Origin of the sequence: Streptomyces sp. NPDC006193, from assembly GCF_040613915.1 — a bacterium.
In the GTDB taxonomy this organism is placed as follows: domain Bacteria; phylum Actinomycetota; class Actinomycetes; order Streptomycetales; family Streptomycetaceae; genus Streptomyces.
In genome coordinates this window covers 23,619-40,146 of the sequence record NZ_JBEXTB010000022.1, presented here as the reverse complement: position 1 = coordinate 40,146, position 16,528 = coordinate 23,619, and the positions used below count along the sequence as shown (strand labels likewise).

16 protein-coding genes are annotated in these 16,528 nt (G+C 75.4%); 10 read left to right on the top strand and 6 right to left on the bottom strand.

Going from position 1 to position 16,528, the window contains the following annotated elements; genetic code table 11:
• Window positions 1-32: 32 nt before the first annotated feature.
• A complete protein-coding gene (locus tag ABZ261_RS20200; protein WP_356860983.1) occupies window positions 33-1,478 on the top strand; it encodes a glyceraldehyde-3-phosphate dehydrogenase in 1,446 nt (481 codons plus the stop codon).
• A 174-nt stretch (window positions 1,479-1,652) separates the two neighbouring features.
• Here the strand turns inward: ABZ261_RS20200 and ABZ261_RS20195 are convergent, their stop codons facing one another.
• The gene (locus ABZ261_RS20195; RefSeq protein ID WP_356860981.1) at window positions 1,653-2,540 is read right to left on the bottom strand and encodes an NAD(P)-binding domain-containing protein; all 888 of its coding nucleotides are present in this window, start codon (window positions 2,538-2,540) and stop codon (window positions 1,653-1,655) included.
• Window positions 2,541-2,611: 71 nt separating this feature from the next.
• On the opposite strand from ABZ261_RS20195, the gene ABZ261_RS20190 reads away from it, so the two are divergent.
• Window positions 2,612-2,962: a helix-turn-helix domain-containing protein gene (locus tag ABZ261_RS20190; protein WP_356860979.1), complete on the top strand. Its 351-nt coding sequence runs from the start codon at window positions 2,612-2,614 to the stop codon at window positions 2,960-2,962.
• Window positions 2,963-3,251: 289 nt separating this feature from the next.
• Here the strand turns inward: ABZ261_RS20190 and ABZ261_RS20185 are convergent, their stop codons facing one another.
• Both ABZ261_RS20185 and ABZ261_RS20180 read right to left on the bottom strand, forming a co-directional pair.
• The gene (locus ABZ261_RS20185; RefSeq protein ID WP_356860977.1) at window positions 3,252-3,926 is read right to left on the bottom strand and encodes a class F sortase; all 675 of its coding nucleotides are present in this window, start codon (window positions 3,924-3,926) and stop codon (window positions 3,252-3,254) included.
• Between the two features lie 140 nt (window positions 3,927-4,066).
• The gene (locus ABZ261_RS20180) at window positions 4,067-4,660 is read right to left on the bottom strand and encodes a hypothetical protein (RefSeq protein WP_356860975.1); all 594 of its coding nucleotides are present in this window, start codon (window positions 4,658-4,660) and stop codon (window positions 4,067-4,069) included.
• Window positions 4,661-4,935: 275 nt separating this feature from the next.
• Here ABZ261_RS20180 and ABZ261_RS20175 point away from each other — a divergent pair, with 275 nt between their 5' ends.
• The 3 genes from ABZ261_RS20175 to ABZ261_RS20165 all read left to right on the top strand — a co-directional run bounded on the left by ABZ261_RS20175 (window position 4,936) and on the right by ABZ261_RS20165 (window position 7,914).
• Window positions 4,936-5,931, top strand: a complete 996-nt coding sequence (locus tag ABZ261_RS20175) for a hypothetical protein (RefSeq protein ID WP_356860973.1) — start codon at window positions 4,936-4,938, stop codon at window positions 5,929-5,931.
• A gap of 83 nt (window positions 5,932-6,014) precedes the next feature.
• Window positions 6,015-6,893, top strand: a complete 879-nt coding sequence (locus tag ABZ261_RS20170) for a hypothetical protein (RefSeq protein WP_356860971.1) — start codon at window positions 6,015-6,017, stop codon at window positions 6,891-6,893.
• Window positions 6,894-7,077: 184 nt separating this feature from the next.
• Window positions 7,078-7,914 (top strand): fructosamine kinase family protein, encoded by an 837-nt coding sequence (locus ABZ261_RS20165; RefSeq protein WP_356861097.1) that lies wholly within the window; start codon window positions 7,078-7,080, stop codon window positions 7,912-7,914.
• Between the two features lie 31 nt (window positions 7,915-7,945).
• Here ABZ261_RS20165 and ABZ261_RS20160 read toward each other — a convergent pair whose 3' ends face one another.
• Window positions 7,946-10,399, bottom strand: coding sequence for a helix-turn-helix domain-containing protein (locus ABZ261_RS20160; protein WP_356860969.1), 2,454 nt, complete (start codon window positions 10,397-10,399; stop codon window positions 7,946-7,948).
• Between the two features lie 16 nt (window positions 10,400-10,415).
• Window positions 10,416-10,832 carry a hypothetical protein gene (locus tag ABZ261_RS20155; protein WP_356860967.1) on the bottom strand — a complete coding sequence of 139 codons (417 nt, stop codon included), beginning with the start codon at window positions 10,830-10,832 and terminating at the stop codon, window positions 10,416-10,418.
• A gap of 260 nt (window positions 10,833-11,092) precedes the next feature.
• Here ABZ261_RS20155 and tgmA point away from each other — a divergent pair, with 260 nt between their 5' ends.
• From tgmA to ABZ261_RS20135, 4 genes are all read left to right on the top strand, one after another.
• Window positions 11,093-11,284 carry a putative ATP-grasp-modified RiPP gene (gene tgmA, locus ABZ261_RS20150; protein WP_356860965.1) on the top strand — a complete coding sequence of 64 codons (192 nt, stop codon included), beginning with the start codon at window positions 11,093-11,095 and terminating at the stop codon, window positions 11,282-11,284.
• Window positions 11,285-11,301: 17 nt separating this feature from the next.
• Entirely contained in the window at window positions 11,302-12,285 is a 984-nt protein-coding gene (gene tgmB / locus ABZ261_RS20145) for an ATP-grasp ribosomal peptide maturase (RefSeq protein ID WP_356860963.1), read from the top strand.
• 35 nt (window positions 12,286-12,320) lie between these two features.
• The gene (locus ABZ261_RS20140; protein ID WP_356860961.1) at window positions 12,321-13,229 is read left to right on the top strand and encodes a Gfo/Idh/MocA family oxidoreductase; all 909 of its coding nucleotides are present in this window, start codon (window positions 12,321-12,323) and stop codon (window positions 13,227-13,229) included.
• Between the two features lie 415 nt (window positions 13,230-13,644).
• The gene (locus ABZ261_RS20135) at window positions 13,645-14,019 is read left to right on the top strand and encodes a VOC family protein (protein ID WP_356860959.1); all 375 of its coding nucleotides are present in this window, start codon (window positions 13,645-13,647) and stop codon (window positions 14,017-14,019) included.
• Between the two features lie 171 nt (window positions 14,020-14,190).
• On the opposite strand, the gene ABZ261_RS20130 is transcribed toward ABZ261_RS20135, so the two are convergent.
• Window positions 14,191-15,099, bottom strand: coding sequence for a GNAT family N-acetyltransferase (locus ABZ261_RS20130; RefSeq protein ID WP_356860957.1), 909 nt, complete (start codon window positions 15,097-15,099; stop codon window positions 14,191-14,193).
• A 226-nt stretch (window positions 15,100-15,325) separates the two neighbouring features.
• Here ABZ261_RS20130 and ABZ261_RS20125 point away from each other — a divergent pair, with 226 nt between their 5' ends.
• A complete protein-coding gene (locus ABZ261_RS20125; protein WP_356860955.1) occupies window positions 15,326-16,432 on the top strand; it encodes a PP2C family protein-serine/threonine phosphatase in 1,107 nt (368 codons plus the stop codon).
• Window positions 16,433-16,528 lie beyond the last annotated feature (96 nt).

Here is a 16,528-nt window from a genome sequence, read left to right as displayed (position 1 = left end):
TATGAGCGCCGCCTAGCTCGAAAGATGGACCCGTGACTGTCAACGACGACTCGTTCACCAACTGGAAGATCCGCGAGGAGATCGCGGAGTCGATGATCCCGCTCATCGGGAAGCTGCACCGCGAGCGGGACGTGACCGTCCTGCTGCACAGCCGCTCCCTGGTGAACAAGTCGGTGGTCAGCATCCTCAAGACCCACCGCTTCGCACGGCAGATCGCGGGCGCCGAGCTGTCGGTCACCGAGACCATGCCGTTCCTGCAGGCCCTGACCACGCTCGACCTCGGGCCGTCCCAGATCGACCTCGGCATGCTGGCCACCATGTACAAGGCCGACGACCGCGGCCTGAGCGTGGCGGAGTTCACCGCCGAGGCCGTCGCCGGCGCCACCGGCGCCGACAAGATCGAGCGCCGCGAGCCGCGCGACGTCGTCCTCTACGGCTTCGGCCGCATCGGCCGCCTCGTCGCCCGCCTGCTGATCGAGAAGGCCGGGTCCGGCAACGGCCTGCGGCTGCGCGCCATCGTCGTGCGCGGCGGCGGCGCCCAGGACATCGTCAAGCGTGCCTCCCTGCTGCGCCGGGACTCCATCCACGGCCAGTTCCAGGGCACGATCACCGTGGACGAGGACAGCAGCACGATCGTCGCCAACGGCAACGCGATCAAGGTGATCTACGCCGACGACCCGTCGCAGGTGGACTACACCGAGCACGGCATCCGGGACGCCATTCTGATCGACAACACCGGCAAGTGGCGCGACCGCGAGGGCCTGTCCAAGCACCTGCGCCCCGGCATCGAGAAGGTCGTGCTGACCGCGCCGGGCAAGGGCGACGTCCCGAACATCGTGCACGGCGTCAACCACGACACCATCAAGCCGGACGAGCAGATCCTGTCCTGCGCCTCCTGCACCACCAACGCGATCGTCCCGCCGCTGAAGGCGATGGACGACGAGTACGGCGTGCTGCGCGGCCACGTGGAGACCGTGCACTCGTTCACCAACGACCAGAACCTGCTGGACAACTACCACAAGTCCGAGCGCCGCGGCCGCTCCGCTCCGCTCAACATGGTCATCACCGAGACCGGCGCCGCCTCCGCCGTGGCCAAGGCGCTGCCCGATCTCAAGGCGAAGATCAGCGGCAGCTCGATCCGGGTCCCGGTGCCGGACGTGTCGATCGCGATCCTCAACCTCCAGCTGGCCCGCGAGACCACCCGCGAGGAGGTCCACGACTACCTGCGGGAGGTGTCGCTGACCTCGCCGCTGAAGCGCCAGATCGACTTCATCACGGCGCCCGACGCGGTCTCCAGCGACTTCATCGGCTCGCGCCACGCCTCGATCGTGGACGCCGGCGCCCTCAAGGTCGACGGCGACAACGCGATCCTCTACCTCTGGTACGACAACGAGTTCGGCTACTCCTGCCAGGTCGTCCGGGTCGTCCAGCACGTGTCGGGCGTCGAGTACCCGACCTTCCCGACGACGGCGGTCTGACCCCGTTCCCGCCCCCGTCCCCGTCCTGAGCGCGCCACGGCCGCCGACCGGCTTCTCCGGTCGGCGGCCGTTCCGCCGGGCGCCCCGCGCCCGGCCGGGGCCGGCCCGGGGCTGCGCCCGCGGCGCACACCCGCAGCCACGGGCGCGGCCGGCGGGTGCTCCCCTCCCCCGGGCTCAGCGCCGTCCCAGTACCTCCGCGACCCGTATGAAGCCGTCCGTGCCGTGGCCGAGGCCGATCACCCGGCGGGCCATGCCCTCCACGGCGCGCATCACGCCCGCGTCGATGCCGTGGGCCTCGGAGGCGGCGACCACATGGGCCATGGTGGAGGCGGCGGAGGTGATCGGGTTGATCTCGCCGGAATAGGAGCCGCTGTCGGCGTCCTGCGCGAACTGAGCGAAGAGCGGCGGCAGGATCGTGGCGATGCCCTGGGCGAAGGGCATCAGTTCGCGGGCGGTGACGCCCTCCGCCCGGGCGAGCGCCACCGCGTGCGCGTAGCCCGCCATCGCGGTCCAGAAGATGTCGAGGAGCGCGATGTCGAAGGTCGCGGCGAGCCCCGGCTCCTCCCCCAGGTGGGTGTGCGCGCCGCCAAGCGTCTCCAGCACGGCCCGGTGCTCCTCGTACAGGTCGCGCGGACCGCTGTGCAGGAAGACGGCTTCGGGCGTGCCGATGCTGGGTGCCGGGGTCATGATGGCGCCGTCCAGGTAGCCGATGCCGTGGGCCGCCGCCCAGCCCGCGGTGTCCCGGGCGCGGTCGGGGGTGTCGGCGCTCAGGTTCACCAGGGTGCGGCCCTTCAGGGCGCGAGTGACGTCGTCACGGCGCAGGACCGCGTCGGAGGCGTCGTAGTTCACCACGCAGACGACGGTCAACTCGGCTCCGCAGACAGCCTCTTCGGCCGATCCGGCACCGGCCGCGCCCCGCGCGGTCAGCTCCCGGTCCCTGCCGGGCGTGCGGTTCCAGACCGTGGTGCGCAGGCCGGCCGCGAGAAACGCGCCCGCCAGCGCGCGGCCCATCGGGCCGAGGCCGAGCACCGTGACGGCAGGAAGATCCGAGGGGGTGGACATGTTGGCAACTCCCGTGTGCAGTGGGGAAAGACGGCCCGACGGCCGGTGGGTGACAGAAGAGGACGACGAGGATGACGCGCAGCCGTGCCCAGGACCCGAACGTCTGCGGAGTGACCGCCGCGATCGCCGTGATCGACGGCAAGTGGAAGACGTCGCTGCTGTGGCTGCTGGAGTCCGGCCCGCACCGGCCCGGCGAACTGCGCCGCCGGCTGCCGGGACTGAGCGAGAAGGTGCTGACCCAGGCGCTGCGCGAGATGGAGGCGGACGGCCTGGTGCACCGGGAGGTGCACGACGTGCTGCCGCCGAAGACGGTGTACTCGCTGACCGGGTTCGGCCGTGATCTGGCCGCGGCGCTTGACCCCTTGTCCGCATGGGGCCACCGCCGTCTGGAGCGGCTCCGCGAGCGCGGAGCGGCGTCCTGACGCGCGCTGCGACCGTCACCTCCCGTCCGTCTCTCCGGCAGCCCCTGACCTTCGGGAAACAGCCTCTCCCGGTGGGGCGGCCCCGCCAAGTACCCACAAAAAAGTGGGTGTCCGACGCGCGCCCGCCGGGCCGGGTGGCCGGGTGTCCCGCCGTGAGCGGGACGCGGGCCGGGCTGCGTCCGACGGCGGCCCCACCGCGCCCGCGCGCCGTTCACCGCCGGGGCGGTGAACGGCGCGACGGGTCGGCGCGGGCGGTCGGTGCGTGGCTCCGGTGCGGGCTTCCGGCGGCTCAGACCAGGTGGGCGAAGACGACCAGGTTGTCGGTGTAGTCCCGCACCGAGCGGTCGTAGTCCCCGGCGCAGGTGATGAGCCGGACCTCGGGGCGGGCGGCGTCCGCGTACACCCGTTTGCTCGGGAAGTCGTCCTTCGCGAAGGTCTCGGCGCTGTCCACGACGAACTCCGCCGTGGTCCCGTCGGCCCGCTTCACGGAGAACCGGTCGCCCCGCCGCAGCTGGTCGAGGTTGGCGAAGACGGCGGCGGAGGTCGCCGTGTCGACGTGCCCGGCGATGATCGCGGTGCCCGTCTCGCCGGGGGCGACGCCCGCGGCGTACCAGCCGACGAGGTTGGTGTCGTCGGCGGGCGGGGGCTGGAGCTGGCCCGAGGCGCCGATGGTCAGGGTGGTGAAGGGGGCGTCCACGGAGATCTTCGGGATGCGCAGGCGGGTGGGCGCGGACCGGGGCATCTCGCCGCCGGCCCGGTGCGACTCGGCCGGGGCGGCGGCCGTCGTGGCCGGGGCGCGGTCCGCCTGCGGCGCCGTCTCGTCCGGGCGCTGGTGCCCGCCGAGCACGCCGACGAGCAGGACGACGGCGGCCACGCCCCACAGCGCCAGCCGCCCGCCGCGGCCGGTGCGCTGCTCGTCCGGCGCCGGTTCGGCGGGGTTCGGGGAGGACGGGTCTGCTGCCATCGGACACCACCTCACTCGGGCACGGCAGCGCGGGGATCGGGACAGGGAACGCGGGGACTGCGCCCCGGCGCAGGGGGCGCGGCCCGCCGGCACGGTGTGCGCGCCGGCGGCGTCCGCAGCCCCTGACGGGCGCCGGTCCGTCAGGACGCCGGCTGGCCGGCCTTCCTGCGGCGCAGCGCGTACGCCCCGGCGGCGCCTACGCCCAGCACGGCGATGCCGCCCGCGGTGACTCCGGGAGCGGCGAGCGCGCCGCCGCCGGTGTGCATGCCGCCGCGCGGCTTGTCGTGGTCGCCGCCGCCCCAGTCGTCCTTGTCACGGCCGCTCTCGTGGCCCTTGTCCCGGTAGGTCTCGGGGTCGTACTTGCTGTTGTCCCGTTTGTCGTGGTCCGAACCCCAGTCGTCCCCGCGCAGCGCGGCCAGTGCTCCGCCGCCCGTGTGCATTCCGCCGCGCGGCTCGTCGTGTCCGCGGTCCCCGTCGTGCTCCTTGCCGTAGTCCTTGTCGTGGTCCCGGCCGGAGTCCTTGTCGTGGTCGGAGCGGTCGGAGTCCTTGTCGTGGTCGTAGCCCTTGTCGTGGTCGTCGCCCTTGTCGTGGTCGCTGTCGTGCTCCTTGCTGTACGAGGAGTCGTCGTGGTCGCCGTCGTGCCCGGCGGGGACGGCGAACGCGGCCCCGGGTGCGGCGAAGGCGAAGGCGGCTGCGGCAGCCGCCGTGGCCAGAAGCATGCGGGCAGAGCGCATAGTGATGTCCTTCCGCCATGGCCGGGCAGCGGATACCTCATCAGCTGGAATGACCCGGCCTCGACATGAACCACCGTCACCGAAGGTCCCGACTCCCACCATCCGGGCCGCCCAGCCGGGTCACCACGCCACCCGTCTGCCCCAGTGCGCCGGCCCCCCTCACCCCGTCCGGGCCGGTCGGGCGGCGCGGCCGCACGGCAGCGGGGGCCGCGCCCGGACCCCCTCCGACCGTCCGTCATCCGGCGGCGACCGCCGTGCCGAGAAGGGGGCGCACCGTGCCCACGACCACCCCCGGGCGCCGGGCCCCGCGGCGGCTGCCCGCCGCGGCGGCCGGCGCCGTGCTCGCCGTGGCCGCCGTCACCGCCCCCGCCCGCGCCGCAGCCGGCGAGGTGCGGGAGTATCCGGTGACCACGGTGGCCGGTGCGGCGCCCGCGGGACTGACCACCGGTCCGGACGGCGCGCTGTGGTTCGCGGAGCACGGTGCGGGCCGGATCGGGCGGATGACGGCCGACGGCGCGGTGACCGACTTCCCGACCTCCGGGCCGGACACCGGACCCGCCGAGATCGTCACCGGGCCGGACCGGGCCCTGTGGTTCACCGAGACCGCCGCCGGACGGATCGGCCGCATCACCGCCACCGGCCGCCTCACCGAGTATCCGGTGCCGACCGCGGGCAGCGCTCCCGGCGGGATCGCGCTCGGGCCGGACCGGGCCCTGTGGTTCACCGAGGCCGCCGGCAACAGGATCGGCCGCGTCACGGCGGCGGGCGCGATCACCGAGTACCCGCTCCCCACCCCGGACGCCTCCCCGCACTCCATCGCGGCGGGCGGGGACGGCGCCCTGTGGTTCACCGAACTGCGCGCCGGCAAGGTCGGGCGGATCACCACCGCAGGCCGGATCACCGAGTTCCCCCTGCCGGGCGGCGGCTTCCCGGCCGGCATCGCCGCCGGACCGGACGGCATGTGGCTGACCGCGTCCGGCACCCGCTCGGTCGACCGGATCGACTACACCGGGCACGTCACGCGGTTCGGGCTGCCCGGCCCCGACAGCCTGCCGAGCGGCATCGCCCGCGGCCCGGACGGCCGCATCTGGTACGCGGACGGGGCGGGGCGCATCGGCCGGTTCGGCGCGACCGGCGCCGTCACCACGTTCCCGGTGCCGGACGGCGGCGCCAAGGTGCCGCTGCGCCTGACGGCCGGGCCCGGCGGCGCGGTCTGGTTCACGGAACTGCTGGGCAACGCCCTGGGCCGGGTCCGGGTCCCCGGCCGGTGACCCCGCCCCCCTTGTTATGACGGCCGTCATAACGCAGGCTGGTGCCCGGCAGGCACGGCAGGCCGAGGCGGTGGGAGGAAGCGGTGGCGGACGGGTGGGCGCGGGCCCTGTGGGAGCGGTACGAGCCGGTGCACGACCTCGTGTACTTCGCGCCGGAGGCGCACGCGGCGGCGGACGGGCTCGGCCTGCGCGGGTACTGGATGGGCTACTTCGCCCTGCGCGCCGCACCGCTCGGCGCGGCGCCGCCGTCCGTCGTGACGAGCTGCTTCTACGTCTTCCACCCCGCCCGGGTGGCCCGGGCGCTCCCGGACGCCTGGGGGTACGCGGCCCCGGCGGACGTGCTGGCGGCCCGCCTGGAGGCGATGGACGCGGCGATGACCCGGCTGTTCGGGGCGGACGCCGTCGGATCCGCCGCGTTCGCCGAGGCCGCGGACCTCGCCTGGGAGGCCGCGGCGGCCGCGGACACCGCGGGCCGGGTGCTGGCCGCCGCCAACCAGGCGCTGGAGCGCCCCGGCCGGCCCGCCGCACGCCTCTGGCAGGCGCTGACCACGCTGCGCGAGCACCGCGGTGACTCGCACATGGCGGTGCTGGTGAGCCTGGGACTCGGCCCGGTCGAGGCGATGGCGCTCAAGGCGGCGGCCGGCGAGTCGGACGAAGCCTTCCTGCGCCGGACCCGGAAGTGGGGGGAAGCGGACTGGGAGGCGGCCGTGGAACGGCTCCGCGCGTCCGGGCGGCTGGCGGCGGACGGCTCGCTCACGCCTGCGGGAGCGGCCGTGCGCGCGCAGACCGAGGCGCTCACCGACGCGGCGGCCGAGAGCCCGTGGACCGCGCTGGGCGCCGAGCGCACCGAGCGGCTGGCCGGGCTGCTGGAGCCGCTGGCCAGGACGGTGGAGCAGGCGGACCTGCTGCCGCCCGGCAACCCCGTGGGACTGACCCGCACAGCACACACCCCCGCCCGCTGAGGCCCCCCGGCGCCGCCGCGCGTGGGGTCGTGGGCCGGGTGGCGGGCACCGGCAGCCGGTGGGGGCGACACGGCACCCCGCACAGCGGCTGCGCCGGCCGCACGGGCGGTGAAGTCGCCCGTGCGGGCGAGGGTTGGGGTCGTACCCTGGGGCCGTGGTCGATCGGGACGAGGATCCGGGGCAGGTGGCGGCCCGGCTCACCGGGCGTCCGGTCAGCGGGGCGCGGAGGCCGCCGGGGTCGCCCGCCGAAGTGCTGCTCGACGGCGGGACACCGGTGATGGTGAAGCGGGGCGACGGTCCGGGGGCGGTGCGCGCCGAGGTGGCGGGGCTGCGCTGGCTGGCCGCGGCGGACGCCGTCCGGGTGCCGGCGGTGCTCGGACACGACGAGCGCTGGATGGTGACCGAGCGGGTGGCGACCGGCCGTCCCGGCCCCGAGGCGGCGCTGCGGTTCGGACGGGCCCTCGCCGCTCTCCACGCGGCCGGTGCGCCGTGCTTCGGATCGGCTCCGCCGGGCGGTCCCGAGGACGCGTACATCGGCCTCGCGCCCATGCGCAACGTGCCGGGCTCCGACTGGCCCCGCTGGTACGCCGAGCACCGTGTGCTGCCGTACGCGCGCGCCGCGGTCGACCGCGGCGCGCTCCGCTCCGGCGAGGCGGCCGTGTTCGAGCGGGTCTGCGAGCGGCTCCCGGACCTGGCGGGGCCCGCCGAGCCGCCGGCCCGGCTGCACGGGGATCTGTGGAGCGGCAACGTGCTGTGGGGCGCCGACGGCGAGGTGCGGCTCATCGACCCGGCCGCGCACGGCGGGCACCGGGAGACGGACCTGGCCATGCTGCAGCTGTTCGGCTGCCCCCAGCTGGACCGGATCCTCGCCGGGTACCGGGAGGCGGCGCCGCCCGCCGACGGCTGGCGGGAGCGGGTGGGGCTGCACCAGCTCTTCCCGCTGCTGGTGCACGCGGTGCTGTTCGGCCGGGGGTACGCGGAACAGGCGCTGACGGTGGCGCGGGCCGCGCTCGCGCGGTGACCGCGCCGGCCCGTGCGGCCGCTCCCCGCGGCTACTCCCCCGCGTCGGGGACGGTGAGCCGCCCGGACTTGATGTAGCGGGCCAGGTTGAGACGGTCGCCGTGCTGTTCGCGCAGCCCCTCCCCCCACAGGACGCTCTGCGTGCCCTCGTGCTTGACCATGCCCGGGCTGACCCCGATCCGGAAGCCGCCCGGCAGCGGCTTGCCGTCCCGGTACGGCACGACGTCGAGCGGACCGGGGCCGTCGGAGGCGTACACCGCGCAGTCGGAGAGGACCGCGACCGGGTACCGGCCGGTGGCCCGGGCGGTGGCGAGCATCTTGCGGTGCATGTTCACCCGGGCCTTGGAGATGACCGCGGCCCGGATGTCCGGGCGCCAGGTCGGCCGGTCCAGCGCCGGCCACCGCTCTCCCGGCCGCCATCCGCTGCGCGCCCGTTCGCGCAGCTTGCCGATGCCGCCCTTGACCGTGGCCTTGATCGCCGCGAGCACGAGCGCGAGGTGCGGGTCGCGGTCCTGGTGGCCGCCCATCGCCGCGAGGTACTCCTCCGGGGTCATGCCGGTGGTGACGCCGAGGTCGGCCATGGTGGCGATGTAGGCGTCGCGCAGCCTGGTGTACCAGGCGTCCAGGTAGGGGCCGTGCTCGGGGCGGACGTAGGCCTCCGACGGTGCGACCCGGTATCCGAGTTCGACCGCGTAGGCCACGGTCGGCGTCGCGTACCAGGCCGGGCCCTCGGGCGGTTCGCCGTCCGGGGTGAAGGGGCTCGGCAGGCGGGGGTCGAGCCGTACATGGGAGAGGTCGACCAGCCAGGAGCCGGGCAGCGCCGGGTCGAACTCGGGGTTGCGCACGTGGACGGGGGCGCCGAGGCCGACGACCGTGCGGTTGGCCGCCGCCGCGAACGCCATGTTGACGTCGATGCCGACGAGGTACGGCTTCAGGCACTCCTCGTCGGTCAGCGGCCGGGCCCAGTCGTACGCCTCCTCGCGCAGCGTCTCGGCCGGGGTGCGCTGGTGGAAGCGGGGCAGGTGGGCGAGGAGCGGGTGGCCGTCCGGCGCCTCGCAGGGCGCGCAGTCGACGGCCTCGGCCAGGGCGCCCGGGTTCGGGGCGGACACCCACCGGCCGTCCTCGCCCTGCACCGCGCGGGTCGGCGGGTGCAGCGCGGTCATCAGCTCCAGACCGGTCACGGCGGTGGAGCCGCGGGGGGTGAGCACACGGGCGGCGTAGGTGCCGAGGACCCGGGCGAGTTCCGCGGGCGGCAGGGTGGCCGCGTCTCCCCAGTGCCGGGTGTCCAGCGCGTGCCAGGACGGCAGGCAGAACTGGACGCAGCTGCGCCGGGCGCCCTGGGCGGGGCGGTAGACGCGGGCCCAGGGTCCGAAGCCGCGCCGGGTGAGCCGCCAGTCGGCCTTCTGCAGCTGCCGGACCGCCTTGTGGGACTCGGCGATCCGGCCGGCCAGCCGTTCCTCGTCGGTCAGCCGCGGGGGCAGCCCGTAGCGCACGCAGGCCGACTCGGTCAGCACGACGAGGGGGTCGGCGTCCTTGCCGTACCGGTGCAGCCGCGGCTGGCCGAGCCGCGCCTCGGCGACGGCCCACTCGACGAGCGCGGGCAGCGACCTGGCGGGCACGTCCAGCACGAGTCCGCCGGCGCAGTAGGCGCTCACCCGGCCGTCCTCGTCCGCGTCGACCACGGCGAGGGGGCCGTGCGCGAAACGGGGGTCGGGGGCTTCGGCGGAGCGGGCGGCGGTGCGCAGCGGCTTGCCGGGGGACGTCCTGCGCCCCGCGGGTCGGCGGGCGGGGCCGGCGTCCCGCGCCGCGGGCCCGGCGGGCGTCCCCGGGGAGGCGGCGGGCGCCCGCACGGCAGTCCCGGCGCCGGAGACGGCGTCGCGGCCGGGCTCCGGCGAGGTCCCGCCGGTGGTTCCCGGGGCGCCGGGAGGGGCGGCCGGCGCCGCCGTGTGCGGCTCGCCCTCGGGCGCCTGCCGCGCCTCCCCGGCGGGCGGGGACGCCGAGTCCGGTCGCCCGGCGGGCACTGCCCGCGCATCGCCGGACGCAGCGGGGGGAGCCGTCGGCGCGGTCCCGGCGGCGGGCGGCGCGGGAGGAGTCGCGTCGGCCGGTGCGGCCGTCGCGTGCGGCGGGCCGGCCGGGGCCGCGGACGGCGGTGACGGGTGGGCCGGGGCCGTGAACGGCGGGGACGGGAGGGCCGGGGCCGTGGACGGCGGTGACGGGTGGGCCGGGGCCGGGTAGCGCTTGGCGAGGCCCTCCAGGAGGCGGCGGTAGGCCTCCAGGCGGTCGCCCTTCGGTTCGGCGCGGCCCGCCTCCCACGCCTGGACGCTGGGCACGCGTACGCCGAGTGCCTGTGCCACCGCGGCCCGGGTCAGGCCCGCCGCCTCCCGCAGCCGCGTCCGTTCCGCCGGGGCGGGCAGCACGGTGCCGCCGTCGACGGCGGCGAGCAGCGAGTCCACCGCCGCGAACAGCTGGTCGGGCTGGTCCGTCATCTCCACATCCGTCTTTCTACCGGACGCCCTGGCGGATCTCTTCGAGCCGGGTCGTCAGCCGCTGATGGCGCTGCGAGGCGGCCTGCGAGGAGTTGAGCCCCTGGTGCCGGGCGATCTGCCGCCAGTCCATGCCCCGCCGCCGCGCCTCCATGACCACCTGGCTCTCCAGCCGATCCAGTTGGTGCCGCAGGCCGCCGAAGAGACTGAGCGCGGCGCCGATGTCGTCGGCCCCGACGTCCAAAGCCGCGTCACCGCCGGCCCTGCGGCGGTCGGCCGCCGCGAGCAGCCCGCCGAGCAGCTCCGCGTCCCGGGCGACCCGGTGCGCCGGCGCCCCGTCGGCGACGACGCCGTCGGCCGCGAGGACGGCCAGCCGCAGCCGGGCCGCCTCCTGGAGCGCGTGGGCGTCGTGCGCGTCGTGGGCGTCCTGTGCCATGCGGGCATGCTATCCGCTCGGCCGAACAGGACGACGGGCCAATGCCCCGACGAATCGAACGACCACCGCGGCCGATGGATCAACGTCTTGTTGTGCCTCTGGACGGCACCGGTCCGTGCCCGCCCTGTCCTCGCGCTGCCCGCGCCCCGCCGCCCCCGTGCCCCGCCCGTGTGCTGCCCGAGCTGGGATTACGCAGCGTAAGGAAACCAATCACCCGTTCGAGTCGTATAAGGACGTGAAAGCCTAATCAGGGAGAGATCATGCAACCGTTCACGCTCAACTACGCGCGCCCGGCTGTGCAGTTGGAGGTCACCGCCCCGTACGCGTACGACTCCGGACTGCAGTTGAACGTCCTCCCGGACGGCAGGATCGCCGCGACCGACCACGCGACCCTGAGAGCACTGGGGACGACGACGTCGACCGCCGGTTCCAAGACGCACTTCGACGACTGAACAGCGGGCCCGGACAGATGACCGTGCTCATCCTGACCAGTGAGGAAGACGTGACGGCGGACATGGTGGTCCTCCGGCTGGGCGAGGCCGGCGTGCCCGTCGTCCGGCTCGACCCCGCCGATCTGACGAACGGGGTGGCGCTGTCGGGCGAGTACGTGCACGGCGCCCGCCACGGACATCTGTCCGTCGGCGGGCGCCTGGTGAGCATGAACGGCCTGCGCGCCATCTGGGTGCGCAGGCCGGGCGATCCGGCCGCCCGCGCCGCCCACCCGTCCGCCTGGCTGACGGAGGAGTCGTCGCAGGCGCTGTACGGCATGCTGCGCTGCAGCGACGCCCGCTGGATGAACCATCCGGACGCCGCCCGGCGCGCCCGTCACAAGCCCTGGCAGCTGCATCTCGCCCAGCGCAGCGGCCTGCCGGTGCCGGCCACGCTGATCACCACGTTCCCGCAGGCGGCGCGGGAGTTCGCGGAACGCTTCCCGGACCTGGTCGTCAAGCCGGTCTCCGGCGCGCATCCGCAGGAGCCGCCGCGCGCGGTGCCGACGAGCCGGGTCGCGCCGGACGCCGACTTCACCGCGGTCGCCTTCGGCCCGACCCTGCTGCAGCGGCGGATCGCCAAGCGGGCCGACGTACGGCTGACCGTCGTCGGCCGGTCGCTGCTGGCCGCGCGCAAGCCGGCCGACCCGGACGCCCCTTGCGACGCCGTGGACGTCCGCTTCGCCCCGTCGGTCTCCCCCTGGCTGCCCGCAGAGGTGCCGCAGCGCGTCGCCGAGGGCGTGCTGCGCTACATGGAGGGCGCGGAACTGGCGTACGGCGCTTTCGACTTCGCGGAGGACGCGGACGGCATCTGGTGGTTCCTGGAGTGCAACCAGTCCGGTCAGTTCGGGTTCGTGGAGATGGACACCGGGCAGCCGATCTCCGCCGCCATCGCCGGGTGGCTCGCCGGACAGGCGGATGAGGACCGCGGGTGTGCGCAGGGCGACCGCAGCGCGGCATCGTGAGGGTGCGGGGAACGGCTCCGGGAGAGGAACGCGACATGCGCATCGGACTGCTGGGAACGGGCCCGTGGGCCCGGACGGCGTACGCTCCCGCCCTCGCCGGGCACACCGGCCTGGAGTTCGCCGGGGTGTGGGGGCGCCGGCCGGAGGCGGCCGCGGCGCTGGCGGAGCAGTACGGCGTCGCCGCGTACACCGACGTGGACGCGCTGCTCGCCGACGTGGAGGCGGTGGCGGTGGCCCTGCCGCCGTCGGTGCAGGCCGGGTTGGCGGTGCGGGCGGCCCGGGCGGGCCGGCACCTGCTGCTGGACAAGCCGCTGGCGGTGTCGGCCGCCGAGGGGCGGGCCGTGGTGGAGGCGGTGGAGCGGGCCGGGGTGGCGTCGGTGGTGTTCTTCACCGCGCGGTTCCAGAAGGAGCCGGAGGCCTGGATCGAGGAACAGGCCGCGGTGACGGGATGGTTCACGGCGCGGGCGCAGTGGCTGGGGGCGGTGTTCACGGGCGACAGCCCGTTCGCGGCCTCGCCGTGGCGGCGGGAGAAGGGCGCGCTGTGGGACGTCGGCCCGCACGCCCTGTCGGTGCTGCTGCCGGTCCTCGGCGACGTACGGCAGGTCGTGGCGGCGGCGCACGGTCCCGCGGACACCGTCCACCTGGTCCTGGACCATGCCACCGGCGCGTCGAGCACGGTCACGCTGAGCCTGACGGCCCCGCCCGCGGCGGCCGGGGCCGACGTGGAACTGCGCGGCGACGCGGGCGTGACGGTCCTGCCGGCGAGTGCGGAAGGAGCGGTCCCGGCGCTGTCCCGGGCCGCGGACGCCCTGGTGCGGTCCGCCCGCACGGGCCGCCCGCACTCCTGCGACGCGGCGTTCGGCCTCCGCGTCACGGAGATCCTGGCCGCGGCGGAGACCCGCCTGGCGGGCGGCTCGGAGAGAAGGCCTTCGCCGACCAGCTGACCGAACTCGACCGGAGCATCTCCCGGCTCGTGCACTTCATCGGCGCGGAGACGGCGCCCCGATCCGTCGGCCGGCGCCCTCGCGGGCGTGTTCAGCAGGACCATCGACTGGCGTTGCCTGCCCGGCCTGCGGGAAGAACCTGAGCCGGACCCGGCGGGGCGGAGGCGGCGGGCGGGTACGCCGTCACCGGGCAGGTCCCGTCCGGAGCCCCGGTGTTGTCGCAGGTCGGTGCGATCAAGTAACGTCACCGGCGTGAACACCGGACCGGCACTGCGCCACACACGGATCGGCTACCCGGTGGAGGGCTGACCGCACGGCGGGTGCCAGGAAGGCGCCCCGGTTCCGCACGCGGACCTCCCCCTGCTCGCGCACCACGAGTCCCTTCTCCGTGCCGAGCCACAGCGAGGTCAGCTGTATGACAGTCACGTTCAACCACACCATCATCGCCGCCAAGGACCGCGACGAGTCCGCGCGCTTCTACCGGGAGCTGCTGGAACTGCCGGAAGCGCCGTCCTGGGGCCTGTTCACCAACATCCAGCTCCACGACGGCGTGCTGCTCCAGTTCGCCGAGCCGCCGGTGGAGATCCAGATGCAGCACTACGCGTTCCTGATCGACGACGAACTGTTCGACCGGGCGTACCGGCGGCTGTGCGACCGCGGCATCACCCACTGGGCCGATCCGCAGATGCGACGCCCCGGCGAGATCAACGATGAGCACGGCGGCCGGGGGGTGTACTTCAAGGACCCCGCCGGTCACGCGATCGAGCTGATCACCCGCCCCTACCTGTAGCCGGGGCAGGGCCCGGCCGGGCGCGCGGGACGCGGCGCCCGGCCGGGCGGCCGCCCCGGGTGGCCGGCCGGGCGCCGCGGGACCGTGCGCGCGTACGGGGGATCCGGAGGCGGGCGCCCGGTCCGCGGTGTGCGGAGCCACCCGGTCACCCGGTCACCGCGCCGTCACCGGTCACCCGGTGGCGGCACCGCCGGCGGCCCAGTAGTTGAGGCGCTCCCGCACGACGGGATAGCCGGCCTTGGTGAAGTTGGCGGCCATCGGGAAGTTGCCCTGGTCGGTGGCCGCGGCGATGAACTCGGCGCCCTCCGCAGCCAGGAAGTGGGTGCACTCGGCGAGCAGGTCGTAGGCGTAGCCGTGGCCGCGGTGTTCCGGCGCCACGCCGATGAAGCCGATGCACGGCCCCGCGGGGTTGCGCGCGGGGATGTGGATGCCGACGGGCTCGCCCGCCGGTGTGCGGGCGATCCGCCACCAGCTCCGCGGCGACGGGAACCAGTGGAAGATGTCGAGTTCCTCCTGCGCCGCCCGGTCCACGCCGCCCTGCTCGATGGCCCGGCGGGCGTGGGCGTCGAGCGTGACGGAGTGGATACGGCGCAGCAGGCCGTGGAAGACGGCGTCGTCCGGTTCGGCGGTGAAGACGAGCCGTCCGGGCCGCTCGGGCAGCCCCAGGCCGGGCGTCCAGCGGTAGATGAAGCGCTCCACCAGGGGCGTGTAGCCGGCCCCGCGCGCGGCCGTGTCGCGGGCGGCCACCGCTGCGCGCAGGCCCGGCGCGGCGCGCCAGCCGGTGGGCAGGTCGAGCTCCAGTTCGGCGGTGTGCCAGGGCGCCGTCCGCAGCAGCTCCGCTCCGGCCTCCTCCTCGCCCTCGGCGACGTCGAACCAGTTGATCACGAGCGGCTCGGGGTCCTCAGGGCGGGCCCACCAGGCGGCGCGGGCCACGGTGCGGCCGTCGCGCAGGGCGACGCGCCGCCAGTCGGGGCGGTAGCGGGTCTGCCGGTGCTTGTCACGGAAGCCCAGCGGGTCGGGCATGGCGTCGAAAAGGTGCGCGCTGCTCTCGTCGAGCGTGCGGATGACCGGATCGGTCAAGGGGTGTCCTCCGGATCGCGTGCGGTGTGCGGCGCTCCCGGCGGATCAGACGTGACACGCCCGCGGCACGGGAAGGGGGGAGCGCCGGATGGTGGTGTCCTGCATGACGCTCGCCTCCTTCTTCCGCGCGTCCGGGCGTGGTGCCCACAGGCTAGGTGGTCCCGGGAACGGGCGTCCACTGCTTTACGGGCGGCACGACGGGGCGTCCGCGGCGTAGCTTGGGGGTGTGGGATCGGTGCGCGGCCGGTCGTGGCGCAGGGACCGGGAGAACCGCGGCTGGCTGCGGGGCGCGCCGCCGCCGTGGTGGGTACGGGTGCTGCCCGTGCTGCTGCTCGTGGCCGTCGGCTCGGCCACGTTCCTCACCCCTGACGCGCGGGATCTCGGGTTCCTGCTGGGCGCGATCCCGCCGCTGGCGGTCCTGTCGTACGGTCCGCTGACGACCGGTCTCCTCGGCGCGGGCGTGCTCCTGGTGCTGGTCCTGCCCGCCACGCACCTGAACCGTCCGGGCAACACGGACCTGCTGACCATCGTGTTCGTGGCGGCGCTGAGCGTGTTCGTGTCCTATGTGCGCAGTCACCGGGACGCCCAGCTGGACAGCGAGCGGGCGATCGGCGAGGCGGTGCAGCGGGCCGTGCTGCCGCCGCTGCCGCGGCGCGTGGGCCGGGTGGGCTGCACGGGCTTCTATCGGGCCGCCCAGGACGGCACGCTGGTGGGCGGGGACTTCTTCGACGTGCGGGCGGGGCCGTACGGGGTGCGCGCGGTGATGGGGGACGTGCAGGGGCACGGTCTGTCGTCCGTGGCCACGGTGGTGTCGCTGCTGGGGGCGTTCCGGGAGGCGGCCCTGGACCAGCCCGACCTCGAGTCCGTGGCGGCCCGCATGGACCGCCGGCTGACGGTGGACTCGGCGGACGTGCGGCACCCGGAGCTGTTCGCGACGGCCCTGCTGCTGGAGTTCGCCACCGGCACGGCCGCGGTGCGGGTGGTGGCCTGCGGCCATCCGACGCCCGTGCTGCTGCACGGGGGACAGGCCCGGGAACTGGCCGTCGCGCCGGGGCCGCCGCTGGGTATCGGGCTCGTCGGCGTGGACGCGCCGAAGGAGGTCACCGTGGCGCTCGGCGCGGGCGACCGGCTGTTCCTGGCCTCCGACGGCGTGTGGGAGGCGCGGGACGCCGCCGACGCCTTCTATCCGCTGCGCGAGCGGCTGGCGGCCCTGGCCGGCAGCCCGTCGGCGGAGCTGCCCGAAGCGGTGTGGGCGGACCTGCTCCGGCGGCGCTACGAGGTCCGCGACGACGCGACCATGCTGGTGCTCGCCCCCGACCCCCCGTCCCCCTGAGCACGCCCTCCCCGCGCCGTTCCGCCGGATCAGCGGGGTGTGCCCGGCGACGCGGCCACCACCGCTCCGAGCCGGGAGCTGAGGGGTTCATCGGTC